Origin of the sequence: Cellulomonas sp. (assembly GCF_036279715.1) — a bacterium.
Lineage (GTDB): Bacteria > Actinomycetota > Actinomycetes > Actinomycetales > Cellulomonadaceae > Cellulomonas_A.
Map to the genome: position 1 here is coordinate 1 of NZ_DASUIR010000112.1, position 26,272 is coordinate 26,272.

The following is a 26,272-nucleotide window of genomic DNA, read 5'->3' on the forward strand; positions in this document are numbered from 1 at the left end:
GCATCTCCTTCACGCCGAACACGCTCGCCCAGGCGATCCTGGCCGGTCAGACCGGCACCGTCGGCCTGCTGACGAACGACCTCGAGGGACGGTTCAGCCTCCCGATCCTCATGGGCGCCGAGGACGCGTTCGGGGCCGGCAGGATCTCGGTGTTCCTCTGCGACGCGCGCGACGACGCGATCCGCGAGCAGTACCACCTCAGGGCGCTGCTCGGACGCCGCATCGACGGCCTCATCGTGGTCGGCAGCAACACGGACCCGCGCCCGTCCCTCGGGCGCGGGCTGCCCGTCCCGGTCGTCTACGCCTATGCGCCGTCGACGGACCAGGACGACTTCTCGGTCGTCCCCGACAACGTCAATGCCGGAACGCTGGCCATCGAGCACCTCGTGAGCACCGGTCGGCGCAAGATCGCGCACATCTCAGGCGAAGCCCACTTCACTGCCGCCCGCGACCGTGCGACCGGGGCGCTGGCCGCCCTGGCGTCAGCCGGCCTGGAGCTCGCCGGCGGGACCGTGCGGTACGGGGCGTGGACCGAGGCGTGGGGACGGGCCGCCGCACGGACGCTCCTCACGGAGGAGGTCGAGCTCGACGCCATCCTCTGCGGGAGCGACCAGATCGCGCGCGGCGTCCTTGACGCCCTGCGCGACTACAGCGTCGACGTGCCGGAGCGGATCGCCGTGATGGGCTTCGACAACTGGGAAGTGATGACGTCGGGTGCCCGTCCCCAGCTGACCAGCGTCGACATGAACTTCGAGATGCTCGGTCGCCGCGCCGCCCAGCGCATGTCCGACGCGATCGACGGGCGGTCGACCGTCGGGGTCGAGCGGATGCCCTGCCGCGTCGTCATCCGCGGGTCGACGACGCTCGAGCGCTGACCGGCGGTCTCCTCCGCGCCTGCGCCTACGCGCGGATGTCGAACTCCTGGAGACGCCTGCGGTCCTTCTTGGAGGCCGAGGCCTGCAGGGCCAGCAGCTCGGCGTAGATGCCGCCCGTCGCGGCCAGCTCAGCAGGCGTCCCGATCTCGTCGACGTGCCCGTCCTTGAGGGTGATGATGCGGTCGACGGACGAGATCGTCGAGAGCCGGTGGGCGATGATCAGCGTCGTCCGACCGGCCATCAGGTGCTCGAGGCCCTCCTGGACGAGCCGTTCGGACTTCGAGTCCAGCGAGCTCGTCGCCTCGTCGAGGATGAGGATGGGCGCATCCTTGAGGATCGCGCGGGCCACGGCGATCCGCTGCTTCTGGCCGCCCGAGAGCTTGATGCCCCGCTCGCCGATCTGGGAGTCGTAGCCCTGGGCGAACCGCGCGATGAACTCATGTGCGTTGGCAGACCGCGAGGCGGCCACGACGTCGTCGTCCGAGGCGTCCGGACGCGCATAGGCGATGTTCTCCCGGATGGTCCCGGAGAACAGCGACGGGTCCTGGAAGACGACACCGATGTCCGCCCGCAGGTCCTGCAGTGCGAGCGATCGGACGTCGGTCCCCCCGATCCGGATCGTGCCAGCCGTTGGCGTGTAGAGCCGCAGCAGGAGGCTGACCAGCGTCGTCTTGCCGCCACCGCTCTCGCCGACGAACGCGACATGCTCGCCGCGGTGGATCGTGAAGCTCACGCCGCTCAGCACGACCTCTCCGCCCTGGTAGCCGAAGTCGACCGCGTCGAACTCGATCGCGGCAGGAGCTTGGCCGTGCGCCACCGGGTGCGCGTGGACCGTGGGCAGCACCTCGGCCTCAGCCAGCTCCTCCATGACCGCGAAGTAGTCCCGGCTCCCCGCGACGGCCCGCTGCGACGAGTCGACGAGGAAGCTCATCGAGAACACCGGCTGGCGGGCCATGTTCACGAGCTGGATCAGCAGGACCATCACACCGATCGTGAAGGACCCCTGGACGGTCTGGACGAAGATGATCGCGAACACCCCGAAGAAGATCAGGTTCAGGGCGCCCCGCCGAGAGGTGTCCATGGTGTGCCAGTACCGCGACTGCCGCCGTGTCGTCTGGATCGTCCGGTCGTAGTGGTCGTTGAAGCTCGTCAGCTCGCGCCGCTCCTGCACGAAGCTCTTGACCACCCGGATCTGGCCGACAACCTCCGCGAACCGGCCGCCCGCCACGTCGAACGTGCGGTTCTTCTCCCCCTCGAGCACCTGCCACCGCGCGCTCGTGATGGTCGTGAGCCAGGCGAAGACCGGGTAGATGACCGCGAGCAGCAACGCCAGGGGCCACGAGTAGAACGCCGTGATCGCCAGGACCGCGACCACGGTCAGGACCATCTGGAAGAACGAGTTGGCGAACATGTTGAGGAACCCGGTGGTCTCGGTGATGGACCGCGACAGCCGGTTGATCACCGTCCCCGTGAGCTCGTTGTCGAAGTACCGCTGCGGCAACGAGAGCAGCTTGGCGAAGTAGGCGCCGGACAGCCGCGCGCGCAGCCTCGACGCCATCGTGTCGCCCAGGTAGCCACCGATGTTGGTGAGCACCGTGTTCGCCAGGTCAGCGGCGAGCAGAGCGGCGGCCAGCCAGATCACCGTCGAGATCCCCGAGACCTGCCCGGCATGCGCCGCGACGACGTAGTCGGTCGCCGCCTTGACGATGAACGGGGTCAGCAGCCCGGTCACCGCCACGGCCAGCGAGGACAGGACGATGCCCATGTAGTAGGGCCACAGCTCGCGCGCGACGAACAGGATCCGGACGATGCTGCGCACAGGCGGTGGGCTCCCTCGACGGCGACGGCGGACGATCTGGAACGGCGAGGCCGGCCGGGCGACGCACGGCTCCATCCTCTCGCGGCCGCGGCACCTCGCGGTCCCGTCCGCTCGCCGTGGCTGACGCTCGCAGTCGCGGGCGCGTCGCAGTCGCAAGCGCAAGCGCACCGGTGGCGTGGGTCCGGCGGCGGCGGCCGTACAGTCCTGGGAGGCGGCGCCATGCCGCGGCACCACGGAGGGAACCTTCATGATGGTCTGCATCACCGTCTCCGAGGACGGCAACGCCGGTGGCGGCTGGGGGCGTGCGCACCGTGTTGCGCTCGCCACGACGTCCGACGGCGCGATCACCGACTGGCGCGAGGTCGAGGTCGGCTGGGACACGGCCCACGACGAGGGGACCGAGGGCTCCCATCACGCGCGCATCGCCCGCTTCCTCATCGACAACCACGTCGATGTCGTCGTCACGGGCCACATGGGCCCGCCCATGGCCAGGATGCTGAGCACGATGGGCATCCGCACCTCCTTCGACGCCGCCGGCGATGCCCGGACCGCGGTGCTGACCGCGCTCACAGGGCTCGACGAGACCGAGTGATCGTTCGCCCGGCCGCTCGCGATCAGCCGCGGCCCGGCGAACGGAACCCAGGGCGATCACCTCAGCCGACGTCCCGCGCGACCGATAGGGACGACGTGGCCTCCGACAGCACCGAACCGCGCGAGACGTCAGGCGCGACGACGAACCTGTTGCTGCGCTACGTCCGCGAGCTGGGGGGCGAGCAGGCCGTCGCCGAGACGCTGGCGCTCTCCGAGGCGTGGCTCGACGGGGTCTGAGCCGCCTCGCTACGGTGGGCACGAGCCGCGACCCGTCGCGGGCGGGCGCCACCCTGACCGGAGGCCGATGATGCCAGCGATCACCCCGTTCCTGTGGTTCGACGACCAGGCCGAAGAAGCAGCCCAGTTCTACACCTCGGTCTTCCCGAGGTCCTCGATCGTCGACGTCACCCGCTACGGCGAGGGCGCGCCGAAGCCCGGCACAGCGACGGTGGTGACATTCGTGCTCGACGGCCTCGAGCTCGTCGCGCTCAACGGGGGCCCCGGCTTCCCATTCTCCGAGGCCGTGTCCCTGTACGTCACGGCCGAGACCCAGGACGAGATCGACGAGCTGTGGGCCAAGCTCACAGACGGTGGCGAACGCGGTAGGTGCGGGTGGCTCAAGGACCGCTACGGGTTCTCGTGGCAGATCGTCCCGCCTGTCCTCGGCGAGCTCCTGTCCGATCCCGACCCCGCCCGGGCCGGCCGGGCCATGCAGGCGATGCTCGGCATGGGCAAGCTCGACATCGCCGCGTTGCGGGCGGCCGCCGACGGGTGACGGTCGGACGCGCGGGCGACCAGGACGCCGAAAGACCGCCTACAGCTCGCCCGTGCGTCGCATGTGTCGCATCGCCACCCAGCCGAGCGGGATCGGGAGCCAGAACGTCAGCAGGCGGAAGAGCACGACCGCCGAGGCAGCCACCCCGGCGTTCACGCCTGCCGCCGTGAGCCCGCCGATGAGCGTCACCTCGATCGTGCCGATCCCGCCGGGGGTGGGGATGGCCGCGCCGGCGGCGTTGCCGACCAGGTAGATCACCGCGACCTCGACGATGCCCCGGTGCTGGCCGAACGCGGCGAGCGACGCGTCGAACGCGAGCACGTAGCCCATGGTCAGCATCACGTTGCCGAGGATCGCCAGGGCAACCCTGCCGGGGTGACCCAGCACGTCGACGAGTCGCGGCCAGGTCTGGCGCACCGTGGGCATCGTCGTCCGCACGGCCCAGCGACGCACGCCGGGGAACAGCAGGGCGGCTGCCAGGCCAACGAGCACAGCACCCATCGCGATGAGCGCGCCGGGTCCCGGGGCGAACAACGTCGTGTCGTTCGAGCCCGAGACGAGCGACAGGAGCAGCAGCAGAGCGATCGTCACGACGAACTGCGAGACCTGGACGAGAGCGACGGTCGCGACCGCGAGGGACGCGCTGACGCCGCGCCGTGTCAGGAGCCGCAGGTTCAGCGCGGCCGATCCGACACCGGCGGGCGCGGCCAGGGAGACGAACGCCCCCACCGCGTGGACGAGCGTGGCCGACCGCAGGCTGACCCGCACCGGCGCGAACGCGGCGAACGTCAGACCGGCTCCCACGTAGGTCGCGAGACCCAGACCGAACGCGACAGCGCTCCAGCGCCAGTCGCTCGACGTGAGCGCTGTCCCGATCTCGTCGACGTTGATGCTCGTCAGGATCACGACGACGGCCACCACCGGAAGGACCACGGTGAGCACCGTGCGCACACCGAAGCGGGTCACCTGCTCCGGCTCGACGTCAGTCCCGGGCAGCCGCTCGACGAGCGCGGACCGCAGCTCCTCCAGCAGCCCGGAGTGCGCGCGCATCTCCTCGCGCGTCCGCTGCGGCAGGACGACGCTCTGCAGCAGCGGCCCGATCGCCGCGATGTCCTGGCGCGGCAGGACGGCCGCTGCCGACTCGAGCGCACGGGCCGCACCGACCCGCACCGCGATCAGGGCCACGAGCTGCGTGAGGTCCATCCGGCGCGCGAGCTCGGTCGAGGCGACATCGCCCGAGTCCCAGCCGACGAGCCACACGACCGGCACACCGGCCTCCTGCTCGACCAGGATCGTGTCCGAGGTCAGGGCGCGGTGCGCGATCCCGGCGTCGTGCGCCGACCTCAGCTGGCCCCAGATCGCGTGCAGCAGCTCGTCCGTGACGTGCGCGTCGTCGACGAGCCGCAGCGGAACCGCCGCCCCCGTCAAGCCCTCGATGACGAGCATCGAGTCCTGCGCCTCGGCGATGCCGAGCGGCTGCGGTGTGCGCACCCCGGCCGTGCGGGCTGCGTACGCGAGGAGGGCCGTGCGTTCGACGGCCTGGCGCAACGACACGAGCGAGCGACCCTCGATGCCGCGCAGCCGCACCGACCGCCACAGCCTCGCCAGCGCGCCGACGACCTGTCGGTCGCCGTCCAGCACGACCACCCGAAGGTGCTCCGTCGCGGTGGTGGTCAGGTCGTACATCCGGTGCTCGTCGGCGTCGGCGACCCGTACCAGCCGCGCCGGGTCGAAGCCCGCGCGGCGGATCGCGGCGACGAGCGCCGACCCGTAGGCGCGTTCGGACTGCACCCCTGACATGAAGCGCACCCCCAGACCGGCGACCCGTCCGAGGAGCAGCGCGACGGCCGCGCCCGACAGCGAGACCTGGCCGGTGACCAGGACGATGCCGAGAGAGACCCACAGGAGGTTCCACGACCACAGGACGGTCCGCCTGCGCCCGCGCGGGCCCGCTGCAGTCAGGAGCCCCGCGAGGGCGGCCACCGACGCCGGGACCGACAGCAGCCACCGGCCGTCACGCGAGACCGACAGGCCGTGCAGGAGCTCGGTGGACCCGAACGTGGTCAGGGCGGAGGTCGTCGCGACGCACAGCGCGAGCGCCGCGAGGCCGGCCGCTCCCACCTGGAGCAGCTGGCGGCCGTGCCGCCGGACGGCGAGCTCGGTGAGGACGGCGACCGGCGCGATGAGCGTCACGAGCCCTTCGAGGATGGCCACCGGGAACACCAGCACGCGCCGGAGCAGCCAGCTGAAGCCGCGGACGTCCTGGGCGACCCCGGCCGTGGTGCCCTGCGCCGAGACGACGGCCACCAGCACCGCCAGCACACCGAGGGCCGACAGGACGAGGCCGAGCAGGTCGCTCGGGTCGTGCACCCGAGTGGTCGGCGCGTCGACGATCTGCACGTCCGGTGCGCGGGAGTCGTCCTTCGTGGGCTCGTTCACGCGACGGGCACGCGTCCAGGTCTCGGCGTATCGGCCATCCGGCGAGTCTATCGGCGCATGTCGGCAGAACTGGGAAGGCTCGACTCCCCCACGCGCTTGCCGGACCCGAGTATTATCGCGGCTCACCAGCACCGACATCCGTTCGGTCGACCACATCGCGAGGGACGAGCGTGATCAAGCGGCGTCACCCCGCCCGCCGTACCGGCGCGAGGCTCGCGAGGGCCCTCGGTGCTTTTGGTGTCCTCGGCACCCTCTGGTTCACGCGCGGCGTGCTCATCTCGGTCGTGCTGGTGTCCGTGCCTCTCGGAGCCGCCCCGGTGGCGGTGCAGGTGGCACCCGCGACGCCGTGCACGGCCGGTGCGCTGCAGGTCGTGGCCCACGAGGACGACGACCTCCTCTTCCAGAGCCCCGACCTCGCGCAGGACGTCCTGGCGGGACGCTGCGTGCGGACGGTCTTCCTCACCGCGGGCGACGCCGCCCAGGGCGAGACGTACTGGCGCAGCCGCGAGGCGGGCAGTCTGGCCGCATATGCGCAGATGGCCGGCGTCGCGGACCGCTGGAGCTCGTCCGACGCCGGGGTGCCCGGCCACGCCGTGCGGCTCATGACGCTGACGGACGCTCCCCGGGTCTCCGTCGTCTTCATGCGCCTGCCCGACGGCAACCGGGCCGGGACGGGGACCTTCGTGCACGACTACCAGAGCCTGCGACGGCTCTGGGACGGTGACATCGCAGCGATCGATGCGGTCGACGGCTCGACGACCTACACGGACGCCTCACTCACCAGCACGCTGACCGACCTCATGACCGAGTTCCACCCGACGACCGTGCGGACCCAGGACTGGACCATCGAGTTCCGCCACGGTGACAACGCCGACCACACGGCCACGGCGCTGTTCGCGCGGCAGGCCGACCGCGGCTACCACTCAGCGCACACGCTTCTCGCGTACGGCGGCTACCCGATGTGGACCCGGCTGCCGAACGTCACCGGCACGGACCTCAAGGCCAAGAAGAGCGCCTTCATGGCCTACGCGGCCCACGACCGCAAGCTCTGCCTCGAACCGTGGTGCCCGGGCGACCTCGTGTCTACGTTGCGCCTCGCGCGCCAGTACGTCGTCGCGAGCGAGGCGACCGGCGTCGTCACGACCGCCGACCGCTGAGGGCCCGGCGAACCGGGCCCTCGACGGTCAGATCGACACCGTCGGCTCCGGCACCATCCGGATCGCGCCGGCCGGGCACTCGGTGGCGCAGATGCCGCATCCCTTGCAGTAGTCGTAGTCGAAGCGGAACCCCTCGCCGACCCCCAGCTTGATGACCGCGTTGTCGGGGCACACGCCGTAGCAGTTGTCGCACTCGAAGCAGTTGCCGCAGGACATGCACCGCCGCGCCTCGTAGAGCGCGGTCGCCGGTTCGAGCGCCTGGACGACCTCGTCGAACCCGGTCGCCCGCCGAGCCGCCTCGAGGTGCGGTCGCACCGCGTGCGGGGCATCGGCGAAGTACCACGTGTTGAGCCGCTCGTACTCGGCGATCGGTGCCTCGACGGGCTCAGCAGGTCCGGCGGCGACACCGTCGAGCTGCGCGAGGTAGGCGTGGATCGAGTCGGCGGCGCGCGAGCCGTGCCCGACGCCGACCGTCACCGTGCGTTCGGCGGGCACCACGTCGCCACCCGCAAAGATGCCCGGGTGGCCCGTCATGAACCGGTCGTCGATCTGCACGACCCCGTCGACGAACGTGAGGTCGGGGATGCCGTCGAGCAGCGACAGGTCGGTCTCCTGCCCGAGGGCGAGCACGAGCGAGTCGGCCTCGAGGTCCTCGAGCTCACCGGTGGGCTGCGGGAAGCCCGTCTCGTCGAGCTCCATGCGCTCGACCATGAGGTGACCGGCGTCGGCGTGCGTGATGGTTGACAGCCAGCGGAAGGTCACGCCCTCCTCGAGCGCCTCGGTGACCTCCGAGTCGTGCGCGGGCATCCGGTCACGCGTGCGCCGGTAGACGATGACCGACTCGGTCGCGCCGAGCCGACGCGCGGTGCGGGCGGCGTCGACGGCCGTGTTGCCGCCGCCGTAGACCACCACGCGCCTGCCGAGCATGGGCATCTCGCCATCGGCGACGCCGTGCAGCAGGGTCACCGCGTCGAGGATCCGCGCGGCCTCCCCCGCCGGGACGTAGGCGCGCTTGCCGATCTGGGCGCCGACCGCGAGGAAGACGGCATCGAATCCCTCGGCCATGGCATCGACGACCGACGCGACGGTCGTCTGCATCTCGATCTTCACGCCCGTCACCTCGATCCGCGCGATCTCGGCGTCGAGCACCGCGCGCGGAAGCCGGTAGGCCGGGATCCCGTAGCGCATCATGCCGCCGGGCATCTTGGAGCCGTCGCGGATCGTCACGTCGTGCCCGAGCCGGCGCAGGTGGTACGCCGCGGACAGACCGGCCGGGCCGGAGCCCACCACGAGCACGCGTCGGCCGGAAGCGGTCTCCGGGACGGGGAGCGCCCATCCCTTCTCGATCGCGAGGTCGCCCAGGAACCGCTCGACCGCGTTGATCCCGACCGCCTCGTCGAGCTTGCCGCGGTTGCACGCCGTCTGGCACGGGTGGTAGCAGACGCGACCCATGATGGCCGGGAACGGGTTGGCCACCACGAGCGCACGCCAGGCCTGCTCGTACGAGCCGTCCTCGGCGGTGTACAGCCAGTCCTGCGGGTTCTCGTGCGCCGGGCAGGCGTGCGCGCACGGCGCCGTCAGCGAGACGTACTCCGGCCGCTCCACGCGCCAGGCGCCCGTGCGGTTCGCCAGGCTCGACCCGACGCCGAGCGTGATCGCGAACGGTGTGTCCATCAGAGCACCTCTTCCAGCAGCCCGTACCGGGCGATGTTGCGGTCGGCGATCGCCTGGAGGCGGTCGATCACGTCATCACGACGCTGGGGGCGGAACAGGTGCGCGTACCGGCCCTGCAGCGTGAGGTAGTCCTCGACGGGTACCTGGTGACGGATCTTGCGCACCGACGTGACCTCACCGCGCTCGGCCTCGAACACCGGGAAGAATCCGCTCTCGGTCGCGAGCCGGGCCAGCTTCACCGTGTCCGACGACGCCGAGCCCCAGCCCAGCGGGCACGGCACCATGACGTGCAGGTAGCGCGCGCCGTGCATGCCCATCGCTCGCTCGACCTTCGCCTCGAGGTCGCGCAGGTCGGCGACCGTCGCCGTGGCCACGTACGGGATCTCGTGCGCCATCGCGATCCGCGGGACATCCTTGCCCTGGCCGAACACGTTTCCTGGCTCGGGCCCCACGGTCTGCGTCGTCGAGGTGCGAGCAGCCGGAGGCGTCGCACCCGACCGCTGGACTCCGGTGTTCATGTAGCCACCGTTGTCGTAGCAGATGTACAGCACGTCGTCGTTGCGCTCGAACATGCCCGACAGGCACGCGAAGCCGATGTCGACCGTGCCGCCGTCGCCCCCCTGGGCCACGACACGGACGTCGTCCTTGCCGAGGGCCCGCAGACCTGCAGCCGCGCCGGTCGCGACGGCCGGCGCGTTGCCGAACAGGGAGTGGAGCCACGGCACCCGCCACGACGTCTCCGGGTACGGCGTCGAGAACACCTCGAGGCAGCCCGTCGCGTTCACGGTGACCATCCGGCTGTTCGATGCGCGCATCGCCGCGTCGAGCACGTAGCGGGCACCGAGCGCCTCGCCGCAGCCCTGGCACGCCCGGTGCCCCGACGTCAGCGCGTTCGTCCGGTCCATGTCGGACTGCCCGCTCGCCTGGTCGGGACCAAGCAGCCGGTTGCCGACGGCGTAGCTGCCGACCTGGTAGAACTTCACCTCTGTCGCGCTCATCGCGCACTCCCGTCGACTCGCGCCAGCTCGCGCTCGACCACGACGGCGTCGAGATCGAGGAAGGTCAACGGCTCCAGCTCGCCCGCCACGGCACTCGTGACCATCCCCCGCAGCGACGGCACTGTGATCGGCCGCCCGCCGAGACCCGCGATGACGGTGCGCTGATCGATCTCGGCGCCCACGAGAGCCGAGCGCACGTCGGTCGCGACGATGCCCCCCACGCCGACGGCCAGCGCTCGCTCGAGCACCACGACCCTCTTCGCGCCGGCGAGCGCCTCCCGCACGGCGTCGTAGGGGAACGGACGGAACGACGTGATGCCGAGCAGCCCGACGGACACGCCGGCGTCGCGCTCGTGGTCGACGACGTCCTGCAGCGTGCCGAACACCGAGCCGAGCGCGATGACGACCGTCTCGGCGCCGTCGAGGCGATACGGCCGGACGAGGCCTCCCGAGTCGCGGCCGAACACCGCGGCAAACTCTGCCGCGACCCGCGGGATCGTCTTGAGCGCGTCGAGCTGGCGGTGGTGGGCGAGGTAGCGCACCTCGGTGAACGCCTCGGGCCCGACCATCGCCCCGATCGAGACGGGGTTGTCCGGGTCGAGGACCTGCTGGGGAACGAACGGCGGGAGGAACGCGTCGACCTGGGCCTGCTCGGGGATGTCGACCTGCTCGGTCGCGTGCGTCAGCACGAACCCGTCCATGCACACCATGACCGGGACCGACAGCTCCTCGGCGATCCGGAACGCCTGGACGTGCAGGTCAGCAGCCTCCTGGTTGCTCGTCGCATAGAGCTGGAGCCAGCCCGAGTCGCGCTGCGACATCGCGTCACCGTGGTCGTTCCAGATGTTGATGGGGGCGCCGATCGCGCGGTTCGCGACCGTCATGACGATGGGCAGCTCCATGCCCGAGGCGTTGTAGACCGCCTCGACCATGTACAGCAGGCCCTGGCTGGCGGTCGCGGTGTACGAGCGCGCCCCGACGGCGCTCGCGCCGATCGCGCCCGACATCGCGGCGAACTCGGACTCGACGTTGACGTACTCGCACCCCGTGAGCTCACCCGCCTTCACCATCCGGCTCAGCTCCTCGACGATGTGCGTCTGCGGAGAGATCGGGTAGGCGCACACGACCTGGGGGCGGCACGCGGCGACCGCGACCGCCACGGCCTTCGAACCCTCAACCTGCTGCAACATGCACGGCCTCCTGGACGACCAGCTCGAATGCGGCGCGGGCGGCCGCGGCGTTCTTCGCCGCGACCGGACCGGAGAACCTGGCTTCGATCGCCGCGACGACCGAGTCGATGGACAGCAGCCCCGTGAGCGCGGCGAACGCGCCGAGGAGCGGCACGTTGGGCACCGCACGGCCGACGTGCTCGAGCGCGAGCGCGGTGGCCGGCACGCTGACGACGTGTCCGCGCGGCAACGCTCGCTCGGCCGCGGCCAGGCCGAGCTCGGCGAGCGGCTGCTCGGTGTTGAGGAGCACGAACCCGGTGGGGCTCAGCCCGCCGAGGACGTCGATCTGCCCGAGCAGCGTGACGTCCTGGACGATCACGGCGTCGGGCTCGGCCACCGGGTCGTGCGAACGGATCGCGACCTCGGAGATCCGGCAGAACGACACGACCGGCGCACCGGTGCGTTCCGATCCGAAGCTGGGGAACGCCTGCGCGTGATGCCCCTCGCTGAACGCTGCAACCGAGAGCAGCTCGGCCGCCGTGACGACGCCCTGTCCGCCACGCCCGTGGATGCGAACTTGAAACATGATGACCACCTTGTCCTCCCCCCCTTGGTAGCCCTGGTTCTCGGGGCGCAAACAGGACGTTCGTCCTACGGCAGCGACCTGCGTCGGGCGGCTGTCGGACACCTGGGTCCCGGGCCGGGTGACCATGGTCCTGTGCCTGGTCACGGGCGAGTTCTGTGCGTGGCTACGATGGTGCCAGGTGCGCCGGGAAGCCTGGTCGGCATGATTCTGTCGACCCCGAAGGAGCCCTTCCCGTGCGCAGTCCCACCCCCCGTGCCGTCCTCCTCGCCCGAGGGTCCTGGTCGGAGACGGCCCGGGTCTCCGCGATCCTGCGCAAGGAGACGGTCGGCGGTGCGCTTCTGCTCCTCGCGACCGTCGTGGCGCTCGTCTGGGCGAACTCACCGTTCTCGGACTCCTACGCGGCCCTGCGTGACGTCCGGGTCGGCCCGGCGGCACTCGGTCTCGACCTGACCCTGGGCGGATGGGCGTCCGACGGTCTGCTGGCGATCTTCTTCTTCGTCGTCGGTCTCGAGCTCAAGCGCGAGTTCGTCGCCGGCGACCTCCGCGACCCGCGCCGTGCCGCGCTGCCCGTCCTCGCTGCGGTCGGCGGCATGGCCGTGCCCGCCGTCGTCTACGTGCTGGTCAACCTCGGCACGAGCGACGGTGAGCTGCGGGGGTGGGCCATCCCGACCGCGACCGACATCGCGTTCGCCCTCGCGGTGCTGGCCGTCGTCGCCACCCACCTGCCCGCGGCGCTCCGCACCTTCCTGCTCACCCTCGCGGTCGTCGACGACCTGCTCGCCGTGACGATCATCGCGATCTTCTACGCATCGCACGTGTCCGTGCTCCCGCTGCTCGGGGCGCTGGCCGTGCTCGCTCTGTTCTGGGTCGCGGTCCAGCGCAGGATCCGGTCGTGGTGGCTGCTTCTGCCGCTCGCGGTGACCACGTGGGCACTCATGCACGCCTCGGGCGTGCATGCCACGGTCGCGGGCGTCCTGCTCGGCTTCGCCGTCCCGGTGGCTCGCAGCCACGCGGCGGGCGGCCCGGGGGCAGGTCCCGGCCTCGCCGAGCACTTCGAGCACCGCTTCCGACCGCTGTCCGCAGGAGTCGCGGTCCCGCTGTTCGCGTTCTTCGCGGCCGGCGTCACCGTCGGTGGCACCTCAGGACTCACGCAGGCTCTCACGGACCGCGTCGCGCTCGGCATCGTCGCCGGTCTCGTCGTCGGCAAGACGGTCGGGATCCTCGGGACGACCTACCTCGTCGCCCGGTTCACGCGGGCCGACCTCGACGCGAGCCTGGGATGGCTCGACGTGCTGTGCGTCGCGGTTCTCGGTGGGATCGGGTTCACCGTGTCGCTCCTCATCGGCGACCTCGCATTCGGGGCAGCCAGCGCGCGCGACGACCACGTCAAGGTCGGCGTCCTTGCCGCCTCGGTCCTCGCCTCGGTGCTCGCCGCCGTCCTGCTGCGTGCTCGCAACCGGACCTACCGGCGCATCGAGGAGCTCGAGGCGCTCGACGCCGACACGGACGGCGTGCCCGACGTCTTCGAGAACGACCGTGCCTGACCGGACGAGGTGGCCTGAGACGGCTCAGGCGGCCTCGAGCCGAAGGAGCGCGCGCTTGGCGTCCGTCCCGCCGAGGTACTGACCGATCGTGCCGTCCGAGCGCACGACGCGGTGGCACGGCACGACGACGGGCAGCGGGTTCGTCGCGCACGCGCTGCCGACGGCCCGCACCGCGCGCGGGCTCCCGGAAGCCACCGCGACCGCGGCGTAGGACGCCGTGTGCCCGTACTCGATCTCGCGCAGCTGGGCGAGGACGGTCCGGCGGAAGCCGGTCGACAGGCTCAGGTCGAGCGGCAGGTCGAACGCGCGACGCCGCCCCTCGAAGTACTCGCCGAGCTGACGCGCCGCGTCGTCGAGACGCGCCGGTGCGCGCAGGATCCGCGGGCTGATGCGTGCCGCGATCGACGCCAGCACCGCGTCATGGTCCTCGGCGGCGAACGCGATCCGCACGAGCCCGCGCTCGGTGGCGGCGAGCAGCAGAGTGCCCACCGGCGTGTCGATCGTGCGGTAGGCGACGTCCAAGACGCCAGCCTCCTCGGCGGCCGCCGCGAGCCGAGCATGCAGCCGGGCGAGGTCCAGGTCGGTGGGACCCGCGGTCGCGAGGAGGTCGCGGGTCTCCGGGTCGAGGTCGGTGCTCATCATGGTTCCCTCCGAGAGGTCGTGGCGGCTGCGGTGGCGCCGTACGTGCGGCGAAGTGCTGCGATGCCGTCGGCGCCGGCCCGGCGAGCGGCGACGTCGGTCCCGCCGAGCAGGTCGGCGATCTCGCCATACGGCAGGCCGCCGAGGTGGTGGTAGGCGACCACCTGGCGCTGCTTGGTCGGCAGCGCGGCCAGCGCGGTCCACAGGTCGAGGTCGCGCGCGTCGGCTCCGGGCGCCGCCCCGCGCTCGGGCAGGACGTCGACCGGGATCGCGCGACGCGACGCCGCCCGAGTCATGTCGATCGCCTTGCGGTGCGCGATCGTCACGAGCCACGCCTCGACGTTCGCGTCGGGGGCCAGCTCGGGGTAGGCGACGAGCGCCGACAGGAACGTCGCCGACCACGCGTCGTCGGCATCGACGGGCCCGAGGACGGCCCGGCAGACGCGCAGGACCGTCCCGCCGTGGCGGGCGACGACGAGCTCGAAGGGTTCATGCACGGTCACATTGTGCAGACGCCCGGGCCGCGTCGAACGTGAGGTCCGTGTGCGGAGCGCCGCGGGCGCATAGCCTGACCCGGACGAGGAGGTCGAGATGCACGCGACGGAAGCAGTCCGACCGCTCGGGCGACCGGAGGTTGCTGCATGAGCGTCCGCCACACCGTGCGGGTCCACCCGAGCGCCGAGCGGCTTCCCCGGTCCGAGCAGCTCGCGTGGTCACTGGCCCAGCTCGCGGCCGATCCGGTCCAGGTCGACCCCGACGTCGTCGAGATGGTCGTCAACCGCGTCATCGACGACACGGCCGTCGCGACCGCGTCGCTCACCCGCGCCCCTGTGGTCGCAGCCCGCGCCCAGGCCCAGGCGCACCCCGCCTCCCGGGGCGGGGTCGGTGCGACCGTCGTCGGCCTCGAGCGCAGCGCCCGGACGAGTCCCGAGTGGGCCGCCTGGGCCAACGGTGTGGCGGTGCGTGAGCTCGACTTCCACGACACGTTCCTCGCGGCGGAGTACTCCCACCCCGGCGACACGATCCCGCCTCTCCTCGCGGTCGCGCAGCACGTGGGGTCGACCGGGCACGACGTCGTCCGCGCGATCGCGACGGCGTACGAGGTGCAGGTCTCGCTGGTGCGGTCGATCAGCCTCCACGAGCACAAGATCGACCACGTCGCCCACCTCGGCCCGGCGGTCGCTGCGGGCCTCGGCACCCTCCTGCACCTCGATCCCGCGATCACCTTCCACGCCATCGGGCAGGCGCTGCACACGACGACGGCGACCCGGCAGTCGCGCAAGGGTGAGATCTCGACCTGGAAGGCCTACGCGCCTGCGTTCGCCGGCAAGGTCGCGATCGAGGCCGTCGACCGGGCGATGCGCGGTCAGACGTCGCCCACCCCGATCTACGAGGGCGAGGACGGCGTGATCGCGTGGCTGCTCGACGGTCCCGCCGCCGAGTACCAGGTGACGCTGCCGGGACCCGGCGAGGCGAAGCGCGCGATCCTCGAGACGTACACCAAGGAGCACTCCGCCGAGTACCAGTCGCAGGCGCTCATCGACCTCGCACGCCGGCTGCACCGGGAGCGCCCCGAGACCGGCGACCCGACGCGGGTCCGCTCGATCGTCCTGCACACGTCCCACCACACCCACGTCGTGATCGGCTCAGGGGCCTACGACCCGCAGAAGTACGACCCCAGCGCCACGCGCGAGACGCTCGACCACTCGATCCCCTACATCCTCGCGGTCGCCCTGCAGGACGGCGCTTGGCACCACGTCGACTCCTACTCCCCCGCACGCGCCGCCCGGCCCGACACCGTGGCCCTCTGGCACAAGATCACGACTCGCGAGGACCCTGAGTGGACCCGGCGGTACCACGCCGAGGACCCGTCCGAGAAGGCGTTCGGCGGACGGCTCGAGATCACGCTCGAGGACGGGAGCGTACTGGTGGAGGAGATCGCCGTGGCCGACGCCCACCCCCTGGGCGCGCGCCCCTTCGCTCGGCCCGAGTACGTCCACAAGCTCCGGACGCTCGCAGCCGGCGTGCTCGAGGAGGTCGAGGTGGAACGGTTCCTCGCCGTCGCCCAGCGCCTCGGAGACCTCCGGGCCGCCGAGCTGCTCGACGTCACGGTGACCGCCCGGCCAGGGCTTGTGGCGGGCATCCCCGCACCGGAAGGACTGTTCTGATGCTCTATGCCACGACCACGGCGTCGGCCAAGCGCCAGACCCTGCGGGCACGCCTCGCGAACGGGGAGCTGCTCCGCCTCCCCGGCGCGTTCAACCCCCTGTCGGCCCGGCTCATCCAGGCCAAGGGGTTCGACGGCGTGTACGTCTCGGGAGCCGTCGTCGCCGCCGACCTGGGCCTGCCCGACATCGGCCTGACGACCGCGACCGAGGTCGCCACGCGGGCCGGGCAGATCGCGCGCATGACCGACCTCCCGACCCTCGTCGACGCCGACACCGGGTTCGGCGAGCCCATGAACGTCGCACGCACCGTCCAGGCGCTCGAGGACGCCGGCGTGGCCGGCTGCCACATCGAGGACCAGGTCAACCCCAAGCGCTGCGGTCACCTCGACGGCAAGCAGGTCGTCGACCAGCTGACCGCGCTCCAGCGGGTCCGCGCCGCGGTGGAGGGCCGGCGCGACCCGGACTTCCTCGTCATGGCCCGCACCGACGTCCGCGCCGTGCGGGGGCTCGACGCGGCGATCGACCGCGCCAAGGCCCTGGTCGACGCCGGTGCCGACGCGATCTTCCCCGAGGCGCTCCTCGGCCTGGCCGAGCTCGAGACGTTCCGCGCGGCGATCGACGTCCCGCTGCTCGCGAACATGACCGAGTTCGGCAAGGGAGAGTTGCTGACCGCCACGCAGCTCGCCGAGCTCGGCTACAACATCGTCATCTACCCCGTCACGCTCCTGCGGCTCGCGATGGGCGCCGCCGAGGCGGGACTCGACACGATCCTGGCCGAGGGCACGCAGGCGTCGCTGCTCGACCGGATGCAGCACCGGTCCGCGCTGTACGACCTCGTCGACTACGCGGGCTATGGACAGTTCGACGCCGGGGTGTTCGACTTCGAGCTCTGAGCCGCACCGCACCGCACCCGTCAACGACGATGGAGGCTTCCCGCTGATGACCACCGACCACAGCGCCGACGACACCCCGGCGGCCGACGACCGGCCGACGATCCACAAGGGGCTCGCGGGGGTCGTCGTCGACACGACCACCATCTCGTCGATCGACAAGGCCACCAGCACGCTGCTCTACCGCGGCTACCCCGTCGCGGACCTCGCGGACCGGTGCCGGTTCGAGCAGGTGGCGTACCTCCTGTGGAACGGCGAGCTGCCGAGCGACGACGAGCTCGAGGCGTTCGAGCACACGGAACGGTCCGAGCGCGCACTGCCCGACCCCGTGATCGCTGCGATCACTGCCATGCCGCATTCCACCCACCCGATGGACGTGCTGCGCACCGCGGTCAGCGTGACCGGGGCGTTCGACACGGGCTCGAACGACCTGTCCCCCGAGGCCGAGCAGGCCCGCTCGGTCCGGCTGATGGCCCAGCTGCCCGCGATGGTCGCGCTCGACCAGCGCCGACGACACGGCAAGGAGCTCGTGGCGCCGCGCGACGACCTCGGCTATGCCGAGAACTTCCTGAACATGACCTTCGGGTCGGTGCCCGACCCTGAGGTGGTGCGGGCGTTCGAGATCTCGATGGTCCTGTACGCCGAGCACTCGTTCAACGCGTCGACCTTCACGGCCCGCGTCATCGCGTCGACGCTCTCGGACCTGTACTCCGCCGTCACGGGCGCCATCGGGGCGCTCAAGGGCCCGCTGCACGGCGGGGCGAACGAGGCCGTGCTCGCCACGCTCCTCGAGATCGGCACGCCCGACCGCGTCGAGCAGTGGCTCACGGACACCCTGGCGCGCAAGGCCAAGGTCATGGGGTTCGGGCATCGCGTCTACCGCCACGGCGACTCACGCGTGCCGACGATGAAGGCCGCACTCGACGGTCTCGTTCAGCACTTCGGCCGCCAGGACCTGGCCGCCCTCGCCGACACGCTCGAGGCGGCGATGCGCGCACGCACGGGGATCGAACCCAACCTCGACTACCCGACCGGCCCGGCGTACCACCTGATGGGCTTCGACCCCCCGACGTTCACGCCGCTGTTCGCCGCCAGCCGCGTCGTGGGCTGGACGGCTCACGTCATGGAGCAACGCGCCGACAACGCGCTCATCCGGCCCCTGAGCCAGTACGAGGGACCGGCTCGTCGGGCAGTCCCCCTCGCCTGACAACGCCGACGGGCCCCGGGGAGTCCCCCGGGGCCCGTCGGTCAGGACGCGTCAGGCGACGCGGCCGGTTCAGACCTACTCGTCACCGATCTTGTGCACGACGATCGAGTTGGTCGACCCGACGACGCCGACCGGTGCCCCGGCGACGACCACGACATAGTCGCCGACCTCGGCCAGGCCGTTCGAACGCAGGGTCTGGTCGACCTGCTTGACCATCTCGTCGGTGCTGGTGATCGTGGGCGTCTGGTACGTCTGGACGCCCCACGACAGGGACAGCACGCTGCGCACCGCGGTGAGCGGCGTGAAGGCCAGCAGCGGGATGGACGAGCGCAGCCGGGACATGCGCCGCGCGGAGTCACCGGACTGCGTGAACGTCACGAGGTACTTGACCCCGAGGGTCTCGCCGATCTCGGCAGCGGCGCGGGTGATCGCCCCGCCACGCGTGTGCGGCGTGGAGCCGAGCGGCGCCATCCGCTCACGTCCGAGCTCCTCGGTCACCTCGATGATCCGCGCCATCGTCCGGACGCACTCGATCGGGTAGTCGCCGACGCTCGTCTCGCCCGAGAGCATGACCGCGTCCGCACCGTCGAGGACGGCGTTGGCGCAGTCCGACGTCTCGGCCCGCGTCGGACGCGGGTTCGTGATCATCGACTCGAGTACCTGCGTCGCGACGATGACCGGCTTGGCGTTGCGGCGGGCCAGCTCGACCGCGCGCTTCTGGACGACCGGGACCTGCTCGAGCGGAAGCTCGACCCCGAGGTCGCCACGCGCGACCATGATGCCGTCGAACGCGGCGATGATCTCGGCGAGGTTCTCGACAGCCTGCGGCTTCTCGATCTTGGCGATGACCGGGAGGATCCGGCCCTCTTCCTCCATGATGCGGCGGACGTCGTCGTAGTCGGCCGCAGAGCGGACGAACGACAGCGCGATGATGTCGGCGCCGACGCGGACCGCCCACCGGAGGTCGGCCTCGTCCTTGTCGCTCATCGCGGGCACCGAGACAGCGACACCCGGCAGGTTCAGGCCCTTGTTGTTCGAGACCGGACCGCCGACCTCGACGCGCGTGACGACGCGGGGACCCTCGACCGCGGTGACCCGCACGAGGATGCGGCCGTCGTCGATGAGGATCGGGTCGCCGACGCGGGCGTCGTTCGGCAGACCCTTGTGGGTCGTGGAGACGAGCTCCTTGGTGCCGGGGACGTCCTCGGTCGTGATGGTGAAGGTGTCGCCGACGGCGAGGTCGTGCTTGCCCTCGACGAAGCGGCCGAGGCGGATCTTCGGGCCCTGCAGGTCGACGAGGACGGCCACCGAGCGGCCCGACGCCTGCGACGCGGCGCGGACGTTGTCGTAGACGCGCTGGTGGACCTCGGTGTCGCCGTGGCTGCGGTTCAGCCGGGCAACGTCCATCCCGGCGTCGACGAGCGCCTGGATCTGCTCGACGGACTCGGTCGCGGGACCGATGGTGCATACGATCTTTGCTCTGCGCATGGGTGAAGCCTAGGCCTTTCATCGTGGGCGGGTCCTGGATCGAACGTCCCGGCCCGGGGGTCTGAGAACAGGTATCGAGGTCGGTCGAGGGGGTCTACGGGCGGGTGCTCTACGGGCGCAATGACATCGTGGTGGCGGTGATGGGGGTGGGCAGCTCGGTGCCACCCGTCAGGTAGGTGTCGATCGCGGCGGCGGCCGCCCGTCCCTCGGCGATCGCCCACACGACGAGCGACTGACCACGGCCCGCGTCACCTGCGACGAAGACACCCGGAACCGAGGAAGCGAAGTCGTCCGCCCGCGCGACCGCACCGCGCGGGCCGAGCTCGACCTCGAGCTGGTCGAGCAGCGGGCCCTGCTCGGGTCCCGTGAAGCCGAGAGCGAGCAGGACGAGCTGAGCCGGGATCTCGTGCTCCGTCCCGGGGACCGGCTCGAACCGGCCGTCGGCCATCGCCACCTCGACGAGCTGCAACGCACGGACGTTGCCCTCGTCGTCACCCAGGAACGCCTGGGTGCTGACCGCGTACAGCCGCTCGCCGCCCTCCTCGTGGGCGCTCGCGACGCGGTAGAGCATCGGGTACGTCGGCCACGGCTGGGCCTCCGGGCGGGCCCTCGGCGGGTGCGGCATGATCTCGAGCTGGACGACCGACCTGGCACCCTGCCGCAGAGAGGTCCCCAGGCAGTCCGCCCCGGTGTCGCCGCCGCCGATGATGACGACGTCCTTGCCTGCCGCGGTGACCTGCCGCTCGACGACGTCCCCGACGGCGACACGGTTCGCGTCCGGCAGGAACGCCATCGCCTGGAGGATGCCACCCAGCTCCCGGCCAGGGACGACGAGGTCGCGTGCGGTGGTCGAGCCGACCGCGAGCAGGACGGCGTCGTAGCGGTCGCGCAGCTCGCGCCCGGAGATGTCGACGCCGACCTCGACGCCCGTCCGGAACACGGTGCCCTCGGCCTCCATCTGGGCGATCCGACGGTCGACGTGCCGCTTCTCGAGCTTGAACTCGGGGATCCCGTAGCGGAGCAGGCCGCCGGCGCGGTCGGCCCGCTCGTAGACAGCGACCGTGTGCCCCGCGCGCGTCAGCTGCTGCGCTGCGGCCAGGCCGGCCGGCCCCGAGCCCACCACGGCGACCGTCTGACCGGTCAGCCGGTCGGGGATCAGCGGGGCCACGAACCCGCGGGCGAACGCCTCGTCGACGATCGTGACCTCGACGTTCTTGATCGTCACCGGCGGCTGGTTGATGCCGAGCACGCAGCTCGACTCGCACGGTGCCGGGCAGATGCGTCCGGTGAACTCCGGGAAGTTGTTCGTCGCGTGCAGCCGCTCGCTCGCGTCGGCCCACTGCCCGCGCCACGCGAGGTCGTTCCAGTCCGGGATGAGGTTGCCCAGCGGGCACCCGTTGTGGCAGAACGGCACGCCGCAATCCATGCAGCGACCGGCCTGCCGGGTCAGGGCCGCGAGGTCGTCCGGGTCGCCCGGGCGGTGCGCGTGCACCTCGGACCAGTCCAGCAGGCGCACCGCGACCGGGCGGTCCGGTGGGAGCTCGCGCTCGCGGACCTTGAGGAATCCAGTCGGGTCAGCCACGTTCCGCCTCCAGGTGCTGGTCCCCCACGGATGTCGCCGCCGGGTGTCCGGTAGCCGCGACGTCGGCATCGACGCGTGCTGCGCGCATGTGCTGACCGGGCCTTTCGTGTCGTGATCGGGAGCCGGACAGGACGTCCGAAACCTGGATGGGCACCGACGATGATGTCGGTCGGGTGAGCTAGGGGCGCAGTGCCACCGTGGTCGAGGTGACTGGCGAGGGGAGCTCGGTACCGCCTGAGAGATAGACGTCGACGGACGCTGCGGCGGCCCGGCCCTCGGCGATCGCCCAGACCACGAGCGACTGACCGCGGCCCGCGTCGCCCGCGGCGAACACGCCGGGCACCGACGTCGCGAAGTCCTCCGCTCGCGCGACCAGGCCGCGCTCGGTGAGCTCGACGCCTGTCTGTGCCGTCACGTCGGCGGTCTCCGGGCCGGTGAACCCCATCGCGATCAGCACGAGGTCCGCGGGGATGTCGTGCTCTGTGCCCGGGGTCGGCACGCGACGGCCGTCGGGCAGGTACTCGGTCCGCGCCAGTCGCAGCGAACGCACGCGGCCGGCCGCGTCGCCGTCGCCGCCGATGAAGGCGACGGTCGAGGCGAGGTAGCCGCGTTCGCCCCCCTCCTCGTGCGAGCTCGACACCTCGAACAGGGTCGGGTCGGTCGGCCAGGGCTGGGTCGGAGGTCGCTGGGTCGGCGGCTGCTTGCCGATCGCCAGCGTCGTCACGGAGGCGGCTCCCTGGCGCACGGCGGTGCCGACGCAGTCGGACCCGGTGTCGCCGCCGCCGATGACGACGACGTGCTTGCCGGTGGCGGTGATCTGGTCCGGGACCTCGCGGCCCGCGACAGCGGCGTTCGACTGGTGCAGGTACTCCATCGCGACGTGCACCCCGTCGAGCTCCCGGCCCGGCAGCGCCAGCTCGCGCGGGACCGTCGCGCCGGTGGCGAGGACGACCGCGTCGAACCGAGCGCGCAGCTGCTCCCACGTGATGTCGCGGCCGACCTCGACCCCCGCGCGGAAACGCGTCCCCTCGGCCTCCATCTGGGCGAGCCGGCGGTCGATGTGCCGCTTCTCGAGCTTGAAGTCCGGGACGCCGTAGCGCAGCAGCCCACCGATGGCGTCGTCGCGCTCGTACACCACGACGGTGTGCCCCGCGCGTGTGAGCTGCTGCGCGGCCGCGAGTCCCGCCGGGCCGGAGCCCACCACGGCCACGGTGTGACCGGTGAGCCGCTGCGGCACCTGCGGCACGACGAAACCGCGCGCGAACGCCTCGTCGATGATCGTGACCTCGACGCTCTTGATCGTCACCGGCGGCTGGCTGATGCCGAGGACACAGCTCGACTCGCACGGCGCCGGGCAGATCCGTCCCGTGAACTCCGGGAAGTTGTTCGTCGCGTGCAGCCGCTCGCTCGCGTCCGCCCAGTGCCCCGTGCGCACCAGGTCGTTCCACTCCGGGATGAGGTTGCCCAGCGGGCAGCCGTTGTGGCAGAACGGGATGCCGCAGTCCATGCAGCGTCCGGCCTGCCGGGCAACCATCGGCAGCTCCGCGCGGTCGGGATCCACACGGACCTCATGCCAGTCGAGGATCCGCACCGGCACCGGGCGGTATGGCGGCAGCTCGCGCTGACGGACCTTGAGGAACCCTGTCGGGTCAGCCATGGGCCACCGTCAAGATCTCGTCCCACACTCCCGGCGCGCCGATGTCCCGGCCCTCGGCGGCAGCCTCGGCCAGCGCGCGACGGACCCGCACGTACTGGGCCGGGATGACGCGCGTGAACCGTCCACGCGTGTCGGCGAGGTCGACGAGGAGCTGGGCGGCGACCGGGGAGGCTGTCTCGTCGAGGTGGCGCCGCAGCAGCCGTTCGACGATCTCGGTGTCCTCGTCGTCGAGCGCGTCGAGCGACAGCTCGCCCGTGCGCACGGCGTCCGTGTTCACCAGGGCAGGCTCGAGATCCAGCACGTACGCCGCACCGCCGGACATCCCGGCGGCGAAGTTCCGACCGGTCCGCCCGAGCACGAGGACCGTCCCACCGGTCATGTACTCGCAGCCGTGGTCGCCCACGCCCTCGACGACCAGCGTCGCGCCCGAGTTGCGGACCCCGAAGCGTTCGCCCGCGAGCCCGCGGAGGAAGACCTCGCCCGACGTGGCGCCGTAGCCGATGACGTTGCCCGCGATGACGTTGTGCTCGCCCGTCAGCACCGCGTTGCGGTCGGGTCGCACGACGACCCGACCGCCGGAGAGGCCCTTGGCGACGTAGTCGTTGACGTCGCCGAAGAGGCGGAGCGTGATGCCCCGCGGCAGGAACGCACCGAACGACTGCCCGCCCGAGCCCGTGACCTCGACGTCGATCGTGCCGTCGGGCAGGCCCTCGCCGCCGTAGCGCTTCGTGACCTCGTGCCCGAGCAACGTGCCGACGGTGCGGTTCACGTTGCGGACCGGGAGCGCGATGCGGACCGGCTCCTGGTCGTCCAGCGCGGGTCGTGCGAGCGCGATGAGCTGGTGGTCGAGCGCACGGTCGAGGCCGTGGTCCTGACTCGTCGTGTGCCGCAGCGAGGAGCCCTCGACCGGGGTCGGGACGGCCAGCACCGGCTCGAGGTCGAGGCCCTGCGCCTTCCAGTGGGTGATGACCGGGACCGTGTCGAGCAGCTCGACGTGGCCCACGGCCTCCTCGATGCTCCGGAAGCCGAGCTCGGCGAGCAGCTCGCGCACCTCCTGGGCGATGTACTCGAAGAACGTCACGACGAACTCCGGCTTGCCCGTGAACCGCTCGCGCAGCTCGGGGTCCTGGGTCGCGACCCCCACCGGGCACGTGTTCAGGTGGCAGACGCGCATCATGATGCAGCCGGAGACGACGAGCGGCGCCGTCGCGAAGCCGAACTCCTCGGCGCCGAGCAGCGCTCCGACCACGACGTCACGGCCGGTCTTGAGCTGCCCGTCGACCTGCACGACGACGCGGTCCCGCAGGTTGTTCAGCACGAGCGTCTGCTGGGTCTCGGCGAGACCGAGCTCCCAGGGCGTGCCGGCGTGCTTGAGCGACGTGAGCGGGCTCGCACCGGTGCCACCGTCGTGCCCCGAGATGAGGATGACGTCCGAGTGTGCCTTCGCGACCCCCGCGGCGATCGTTCCGACACCGAACTCGCTGACCAGCTTCGTGTGGATGCGGGCGACCGGGTTGGCGTTCTTCAGGTCGTGGATCAGCTGCGCGAGGTCTTCGATCGAGTAGATGTCGTGGTGCGGCGGCGGCGAGATGAGGCCGACGCCCGGCGTCGAGTGCCGGGTCGCCGCGATCCACGGATACACCTTGTGGCCCGGCAGCTGCCCGCCCTCACCCGGCTTCGCGCCCTGCGCGAGCTTGATCTGGAGGTCGTCGGCGTTCGTCAGGTATTCCGACGTGACCCCGAACCGGCCCGAGGCGACCTGCTTGATGGCGCTCCGACGGGCAGGGTCGTGGAGGCGCTCGGTGTCCTCGCCGCCCTCGCCGGTGTTCGACTTCGCACCGATCGAGTTCATTGCGACCGCGAGGGTCTCGTGGGCCTCGGCCGAGATCGAGCCGTAGGACATCGCGCCCGTGCTGAAGCGCTTGACGATCTCACTGACCGGCTGGACCTCGTCGATCGGGACCGCCGGGCGCACGCCCGTCCTGAAGGTCAGGAGACCGCGCATCGTCATCAGTCGCTTCGACTGCTCGTTGACGCGGTTCGAGTACTGCCGGAAGACGTCGAACTGCCGGGTCCGCGTCGAGTGCTGCAGCCGGAACACCGTCTCGGGGTCGAACAGGTGGTCCTCGCCATCGCGACGCCACTGGTACTCGCCGCCGACCGCGAGCCGCTGGTGCGGCTGCCGGTTGCCGCTCGCGGGGTACGCGTCCGCGTGCCGCGCCGCGACCTCGGCAGCGATGACGTCGAGCCCGATGCCGTCCAACCGGCTGGTGGTGCCGGCGAAGTACCGGTCGACGAGCGCGTGCGAGAGCCCGATCGCCTCGAACACCTGCGCGCCGCGGTACGACGCGATCGTCGAGATGCCCATCTTCGACATGACCTTCAGGACGCCCTTGCCGAGCGCCTTGATGAGGTTCGCGACGGCCTTCTCGGGCGTGACACCCGGCAGGTAGCCGCTGCGCGCCAGGTCCTCGACGCTCTCCATCGCGAGGTACGGGTTGACGGCCGCCGCGCCGTAGCCGATGAGCAGCGCGGCATGGTGCACCTCACGGACGTCGCCGGCCTCGACCACGAGCGAGACGCGCGTACGGGTGCGCTGACGCAGCAGGTGGTGGTGCACCGCGCTCGACAGCAGCAGCGACGGGATGGGGGCGAGGTCGGCGTCACCGTCCCGGTCCGAGAGCACGATGAAGGACACGCCAGCGGCGATCGCCGTGTCGACCTGCGCGAAGATCTCCTCGAGGCGGGCCTCGAGCGCGGCGCCGCCACCGTCGACCTTGTACAGGCCGCGGACGGTGATCGCGCGGAACACACCCGCGAGCTGCGGGTCGCGGTCGATGTGCACGATCTTGGCGAGCTCGTCGTTGTCGAGCACCGGGAAGTTCAGCACGAGCTTGCGGGCGTGCAGCGGGGTGTCGTCGAGCAGGTTGGGCTCGGGGCCGATCGCGCCCGCGAGCGCCGTGACGAGCTCTTCGCGGATCGCGTCCAGCGGCGGGTTCGTGACCTGCGCGAAC

The 26,272-nt window shown here is 71.5% G+C and carries 21 protein-coding genes; 9 read left to right on the plus strand and 12 right to left on the minus strand.

What is annotated here, in order from left to right; all coding sequences use genetic code 11:
• Positions 1-875 (plus strand): substrate-binding domain-containing protein (locus VFW79_RS11010; protein ID WP_329677350.1); only part of this gene is annotated, 875 nt, incomplete at its 5' end.
• Positions 876-900: 25 nt separating this feature from the next.
• Here VFW79_RS11010 and VFW79_RS11015 read toward each other — a convergent pair.
• Positions 901-2,694 carry an ABC transporter ATP-binding protein gene (locus VFW79_RS11015; protein WP_329677351.1) on the minus strand — a complete coding sequence of 598 codons (1,794 nt, stop codon included), beginning with the start codon at positions 2,692-2,694 and terminating at the stop codon, positions 901-903.
• A gap of 247 nt (positions 2,695-2,941) precedes the next feature.
• Here VFW79_RS11015 and VFW79_RS11020 point away from each other — a divergent pair, with 247 nt between their 5' ends.
• The 3 genes from VFW79_RS11020 to VFW79_RS11030 all read left to right on the plus strand — a co-directional run bounded on the left by VFW79_RS11020 (position 2,942) and on the right by VFW79_RS11030 (position 4,060).
• The gene (locus VFW79_RS11020) at positions 2,942-3,286 is read left to right on the plus strand and encodes a NifB/NifX family molybdenum-iron cluster-binding protein (protein ID WP_329677352.1); all 345 of its coding nucleotides are present in this window, start codon (positions 2,942-2,944) and stop codon (positions 3,284-3,286) included.
• A 95-nt stretch (positions 3,287-3,381) separates the two neighbouring features.
• On the plus strand, positions 3,382-3,522 hold the full coding sequence (locus VFW79_RS11025; RefSeq protein WP_329677353.1) for a hypothetical protein: 141 nt from the start codon (positions 3,382-3,384) through the stop codon (positions 3,520-3,522).
• A 70-nt stretch (positions 3,523-3,592) separates the two neighbouring features.
• Positions 3,593-4,060: a VOC family protein gene (locus VFW79_RS11030; RefSeq protein ID WP_329677354.1), complete on the plus strand. Its 468-nt coding sequence runs from the start codon at positions 3,593-3,595 to the stop codon at positions 4,058-4,060.
• A 39-nt stretch (positions 4,061-4,099) separates the two neighbouring features.
• On the opposite strand, the gene VFW79_RS11035 is transcribed toward VFW79_RS11030, so the two are convergent.
• Complete coding sequence (locus VFW79_RS11035; protein ID WP_329677355.1) at positions 4,100-6,499, minus strand: lysylphosphatidylglycerol synthase transmembrane domain-containing protein; 2,400 nt, start codon at positions 6,497-6,499, stop codon at positions 4,100-4,102.
• A 170-nt stretch (positions 6,500-6,669) separates the two neighbouring features.
• Between VFW79_RS11035 and VFW79_RS11040 the strand changes: the two genes are divergently transcribed.
• Positions 6,670-7,656, plus strand: a complete 987-nt coding sequence (locus VFW79_RS11040; protein ID WP_329677356.1) for a PIG-L family deacetylase — start codon at positions 6,670-6,672, stop codon at positions 7,654-7,656.
• A gap of 27 nt (positions 7,657-7,683) precedes the next feature.
• Here the strand turns inward: VFW79_RS11040 and VFW79_RS11045 are convergent, their stop codons facing one another.
• Genes VFW79_RS11045 through VFW79_RS11060 form a run of 4 tightly spaced genes read right to left on the minus strand, consistent with a single transcriptional unit; the run spans position 7,684 to position 12,083 of the window.
• The gene (locus VFW79_RS11045) at positions 7,684-9,330 is read right to left on the minus strand and encodes an NAD(P)-binding protein (RefSeq protein ID WP_329677357.1); all 1,647 of its coding nucleotides are present in this window, start codon (positions 9,328-9,330) and stop codon (positions 7,684-7,686) included.
• Positions 9,330-10,328 carry a thiamine pyrophosphate-dependent enzyme gene (locus tag VFW79_RS11050; protein WP_329677358.1) on the minus strand — a complete coding sequence of 333 codons (999 nt, stop codon included), beginning with the start codon at positions 10,326-10,328 and terminating at the stop codon, positions 9,330-9,332. Before VFW79_RS11050 ends, VFW79_RS11045 begins: the two co-directional genes overlap by 1 nt.
• Positions 10,325-11,518, minus strand: a complete 1,194-nt coding sequence (locus tag VFW79_RS11055) for a hypothetical protein (protein ID WP_329677359.1) — start codon at positions 11,516-11,518, stop codon at positions 10,325-10,327. The genes VFW79_RS11050 and VFW79_RS11055 overlap by 4 nt, the downstream gene beginning before the upstream one ends.
• A complete protein-coding gene (locus VFW79_RS11060) occupies positions 11,502-12,083 on the minus strand; it encodes a 2-oxoacid:acceptor oxidoreductase family protein (RefSeq protein WP_329677360.1) in 582 nt (193 codons plus the stop codon). The genes VFW79_RS11055 and VFW79_RS11060 overlap by 17 nt, the downstream gene beginning before the upstream one ends.
• Before the next feature lie 233 nt (positions 12,084-12,316).
• Between VFW79_RS11060 and nhaA the strand changes: the two genes are divergently transcribed.
• On the plus strand, positions 12,317-13,627 hold the full coding sequence (gene nhaA, locus VFW79_RS11065; RefSeq protein ID WP_329677361.1) for a Na+/H+ antiporter NhaA: 1,311 nt from the start codon (positions 12,317-12,319) through the stop codon (positions 13,625-13,627).
• A 24-nt stretch (positions 13,628-13,651) separates the two neighbouring features.
• Here nhaA and VFW79_RS11070 read toward each other — a convergent pair whose 3' ends face one another.
• Positions 13,652-14,266 carry a methylated-DNA--[protein]-cysteine S-methyltransferase gene (locus VFW79_RS11070; protein ID WP_329677362.1) on the minus strand — a complete coding sequence of 205 codons (615 nt, stop codon included), beginning with the start codon at positions 14,264-14,266 and terminating at the stop codon, positions 13,652-13,654.
• Entirely contained in the window at positions 14,266-14,763 is a 498-nt protein-coding gene (locus VFW79_RS11075) for a sigma-70 family RNA polymerase sigma factor (RefSeq protein WP_329677363.1), read from the minus strand. Before VFW79_RS11075 ends, VFW79_RS11070 begins: the two co-directional genes overlap by 1 nt.
• A gap of 144 nt (positions 14,764-14,907) precedes the next feature.
• On the opposite strand from VFW79_RS11075, the gene VFW79_RS11080 reads away from it, so the two are divergent.
• From VFW79_RS11080 to VFW79_RS11090, 3 genes are read left to right on the plus strand one after another with little or no spacing between them, the layout of a single operon-like run.
• The gene (locus VFW79_RS11080; protein ID WP_329677364.1) at positions 14,908-16,434 is read left to right on the plus strand and encodes an MmgE/PrpD family protein; all 1,527 of its coding nucleotides are present in this window, start codon (positions 14,908-14,910) and stop codon (positions 16,432-16,434) included.
• Positions 16,434-17,327 (plus strand): methylisocitrate lyase, encoded by an 894-nt coding sequence (gene prpB / locus VFW79_RS11085; protein WP_329677365.1) that lies wholly within the window; start codon positions 16,434-16,436, stop codon positions 17,325-17,327. Before VFW79_RS11080 ends, prpB begins: the two co-directional genes overlap by 1 nt.
• A 46-nt stretch (positions 17,328-17,373) precedes the next feature.
• Positions 17,374-18,531, plus strand: coding sequence for a bifunctional 2-methylcitrate synthase/citrate synthase (locus tag VFW79_RS11090; protein WP_329677366.1), 1,158 nt, complete (start codon positions 17,374-17,376; stop codon positions 18,529-18,531).
• 75 nt (positions 18,532-18,606) lie between these two features.
• Here the strand turns inward: VFW79_RS11090 and pyk are convergent, their stop codons facing one another.
• From pyk to gltB, 4 genes are all read right to left on the minus strand, one after another.
• Positions 18,607-20,019 (minus strand): pyruvate kinase, encoded by a 1,413-nt coding sequence (gene pyk, locus VFW79_RS11095; protein WP_329677367.1) that lies wholly within the window; start codon positions 20,017-20,019, stop codon positions 18,607-18,609.
• A gap of 109 nt (positions 20,020-20,128) precedes the next feature.
• Positions 20,129-21,601: a glutamate synthase subunit beta gene (locus VFW79_RS11100; protein ID WP_329677368.1), complete on the minus strand. Its 1,473-nt coding sequence runs from the start codon at positions 21,599-21,601 to the stop codon at positions 20,129-20,131.
• A gap of 178 nt (positions 21,602-21,779) precedes the next feature.
• A complete protein-coding gene (locus tag VFW79_RS11105; RefSeq protein ID WP_329677369.1) occupies positions 21,780-23,258 on the minus strand; it encodes a glutamate synthase subunit beta in 1,479 nt (492 codons plus the stop codon).
• Positions 23,251-26,272, minus strand: a 3,022-nt coding sequence (gltB, locus tag VFW79_RS11110) for a glutamate synthase large subunit (RefSeq protein WP_329677370.1), incomplete at its 5' end; no start/stop codon positions are given. The genes VFW79_RS11105 and gltB, both read right to left, overlap by 8 nt.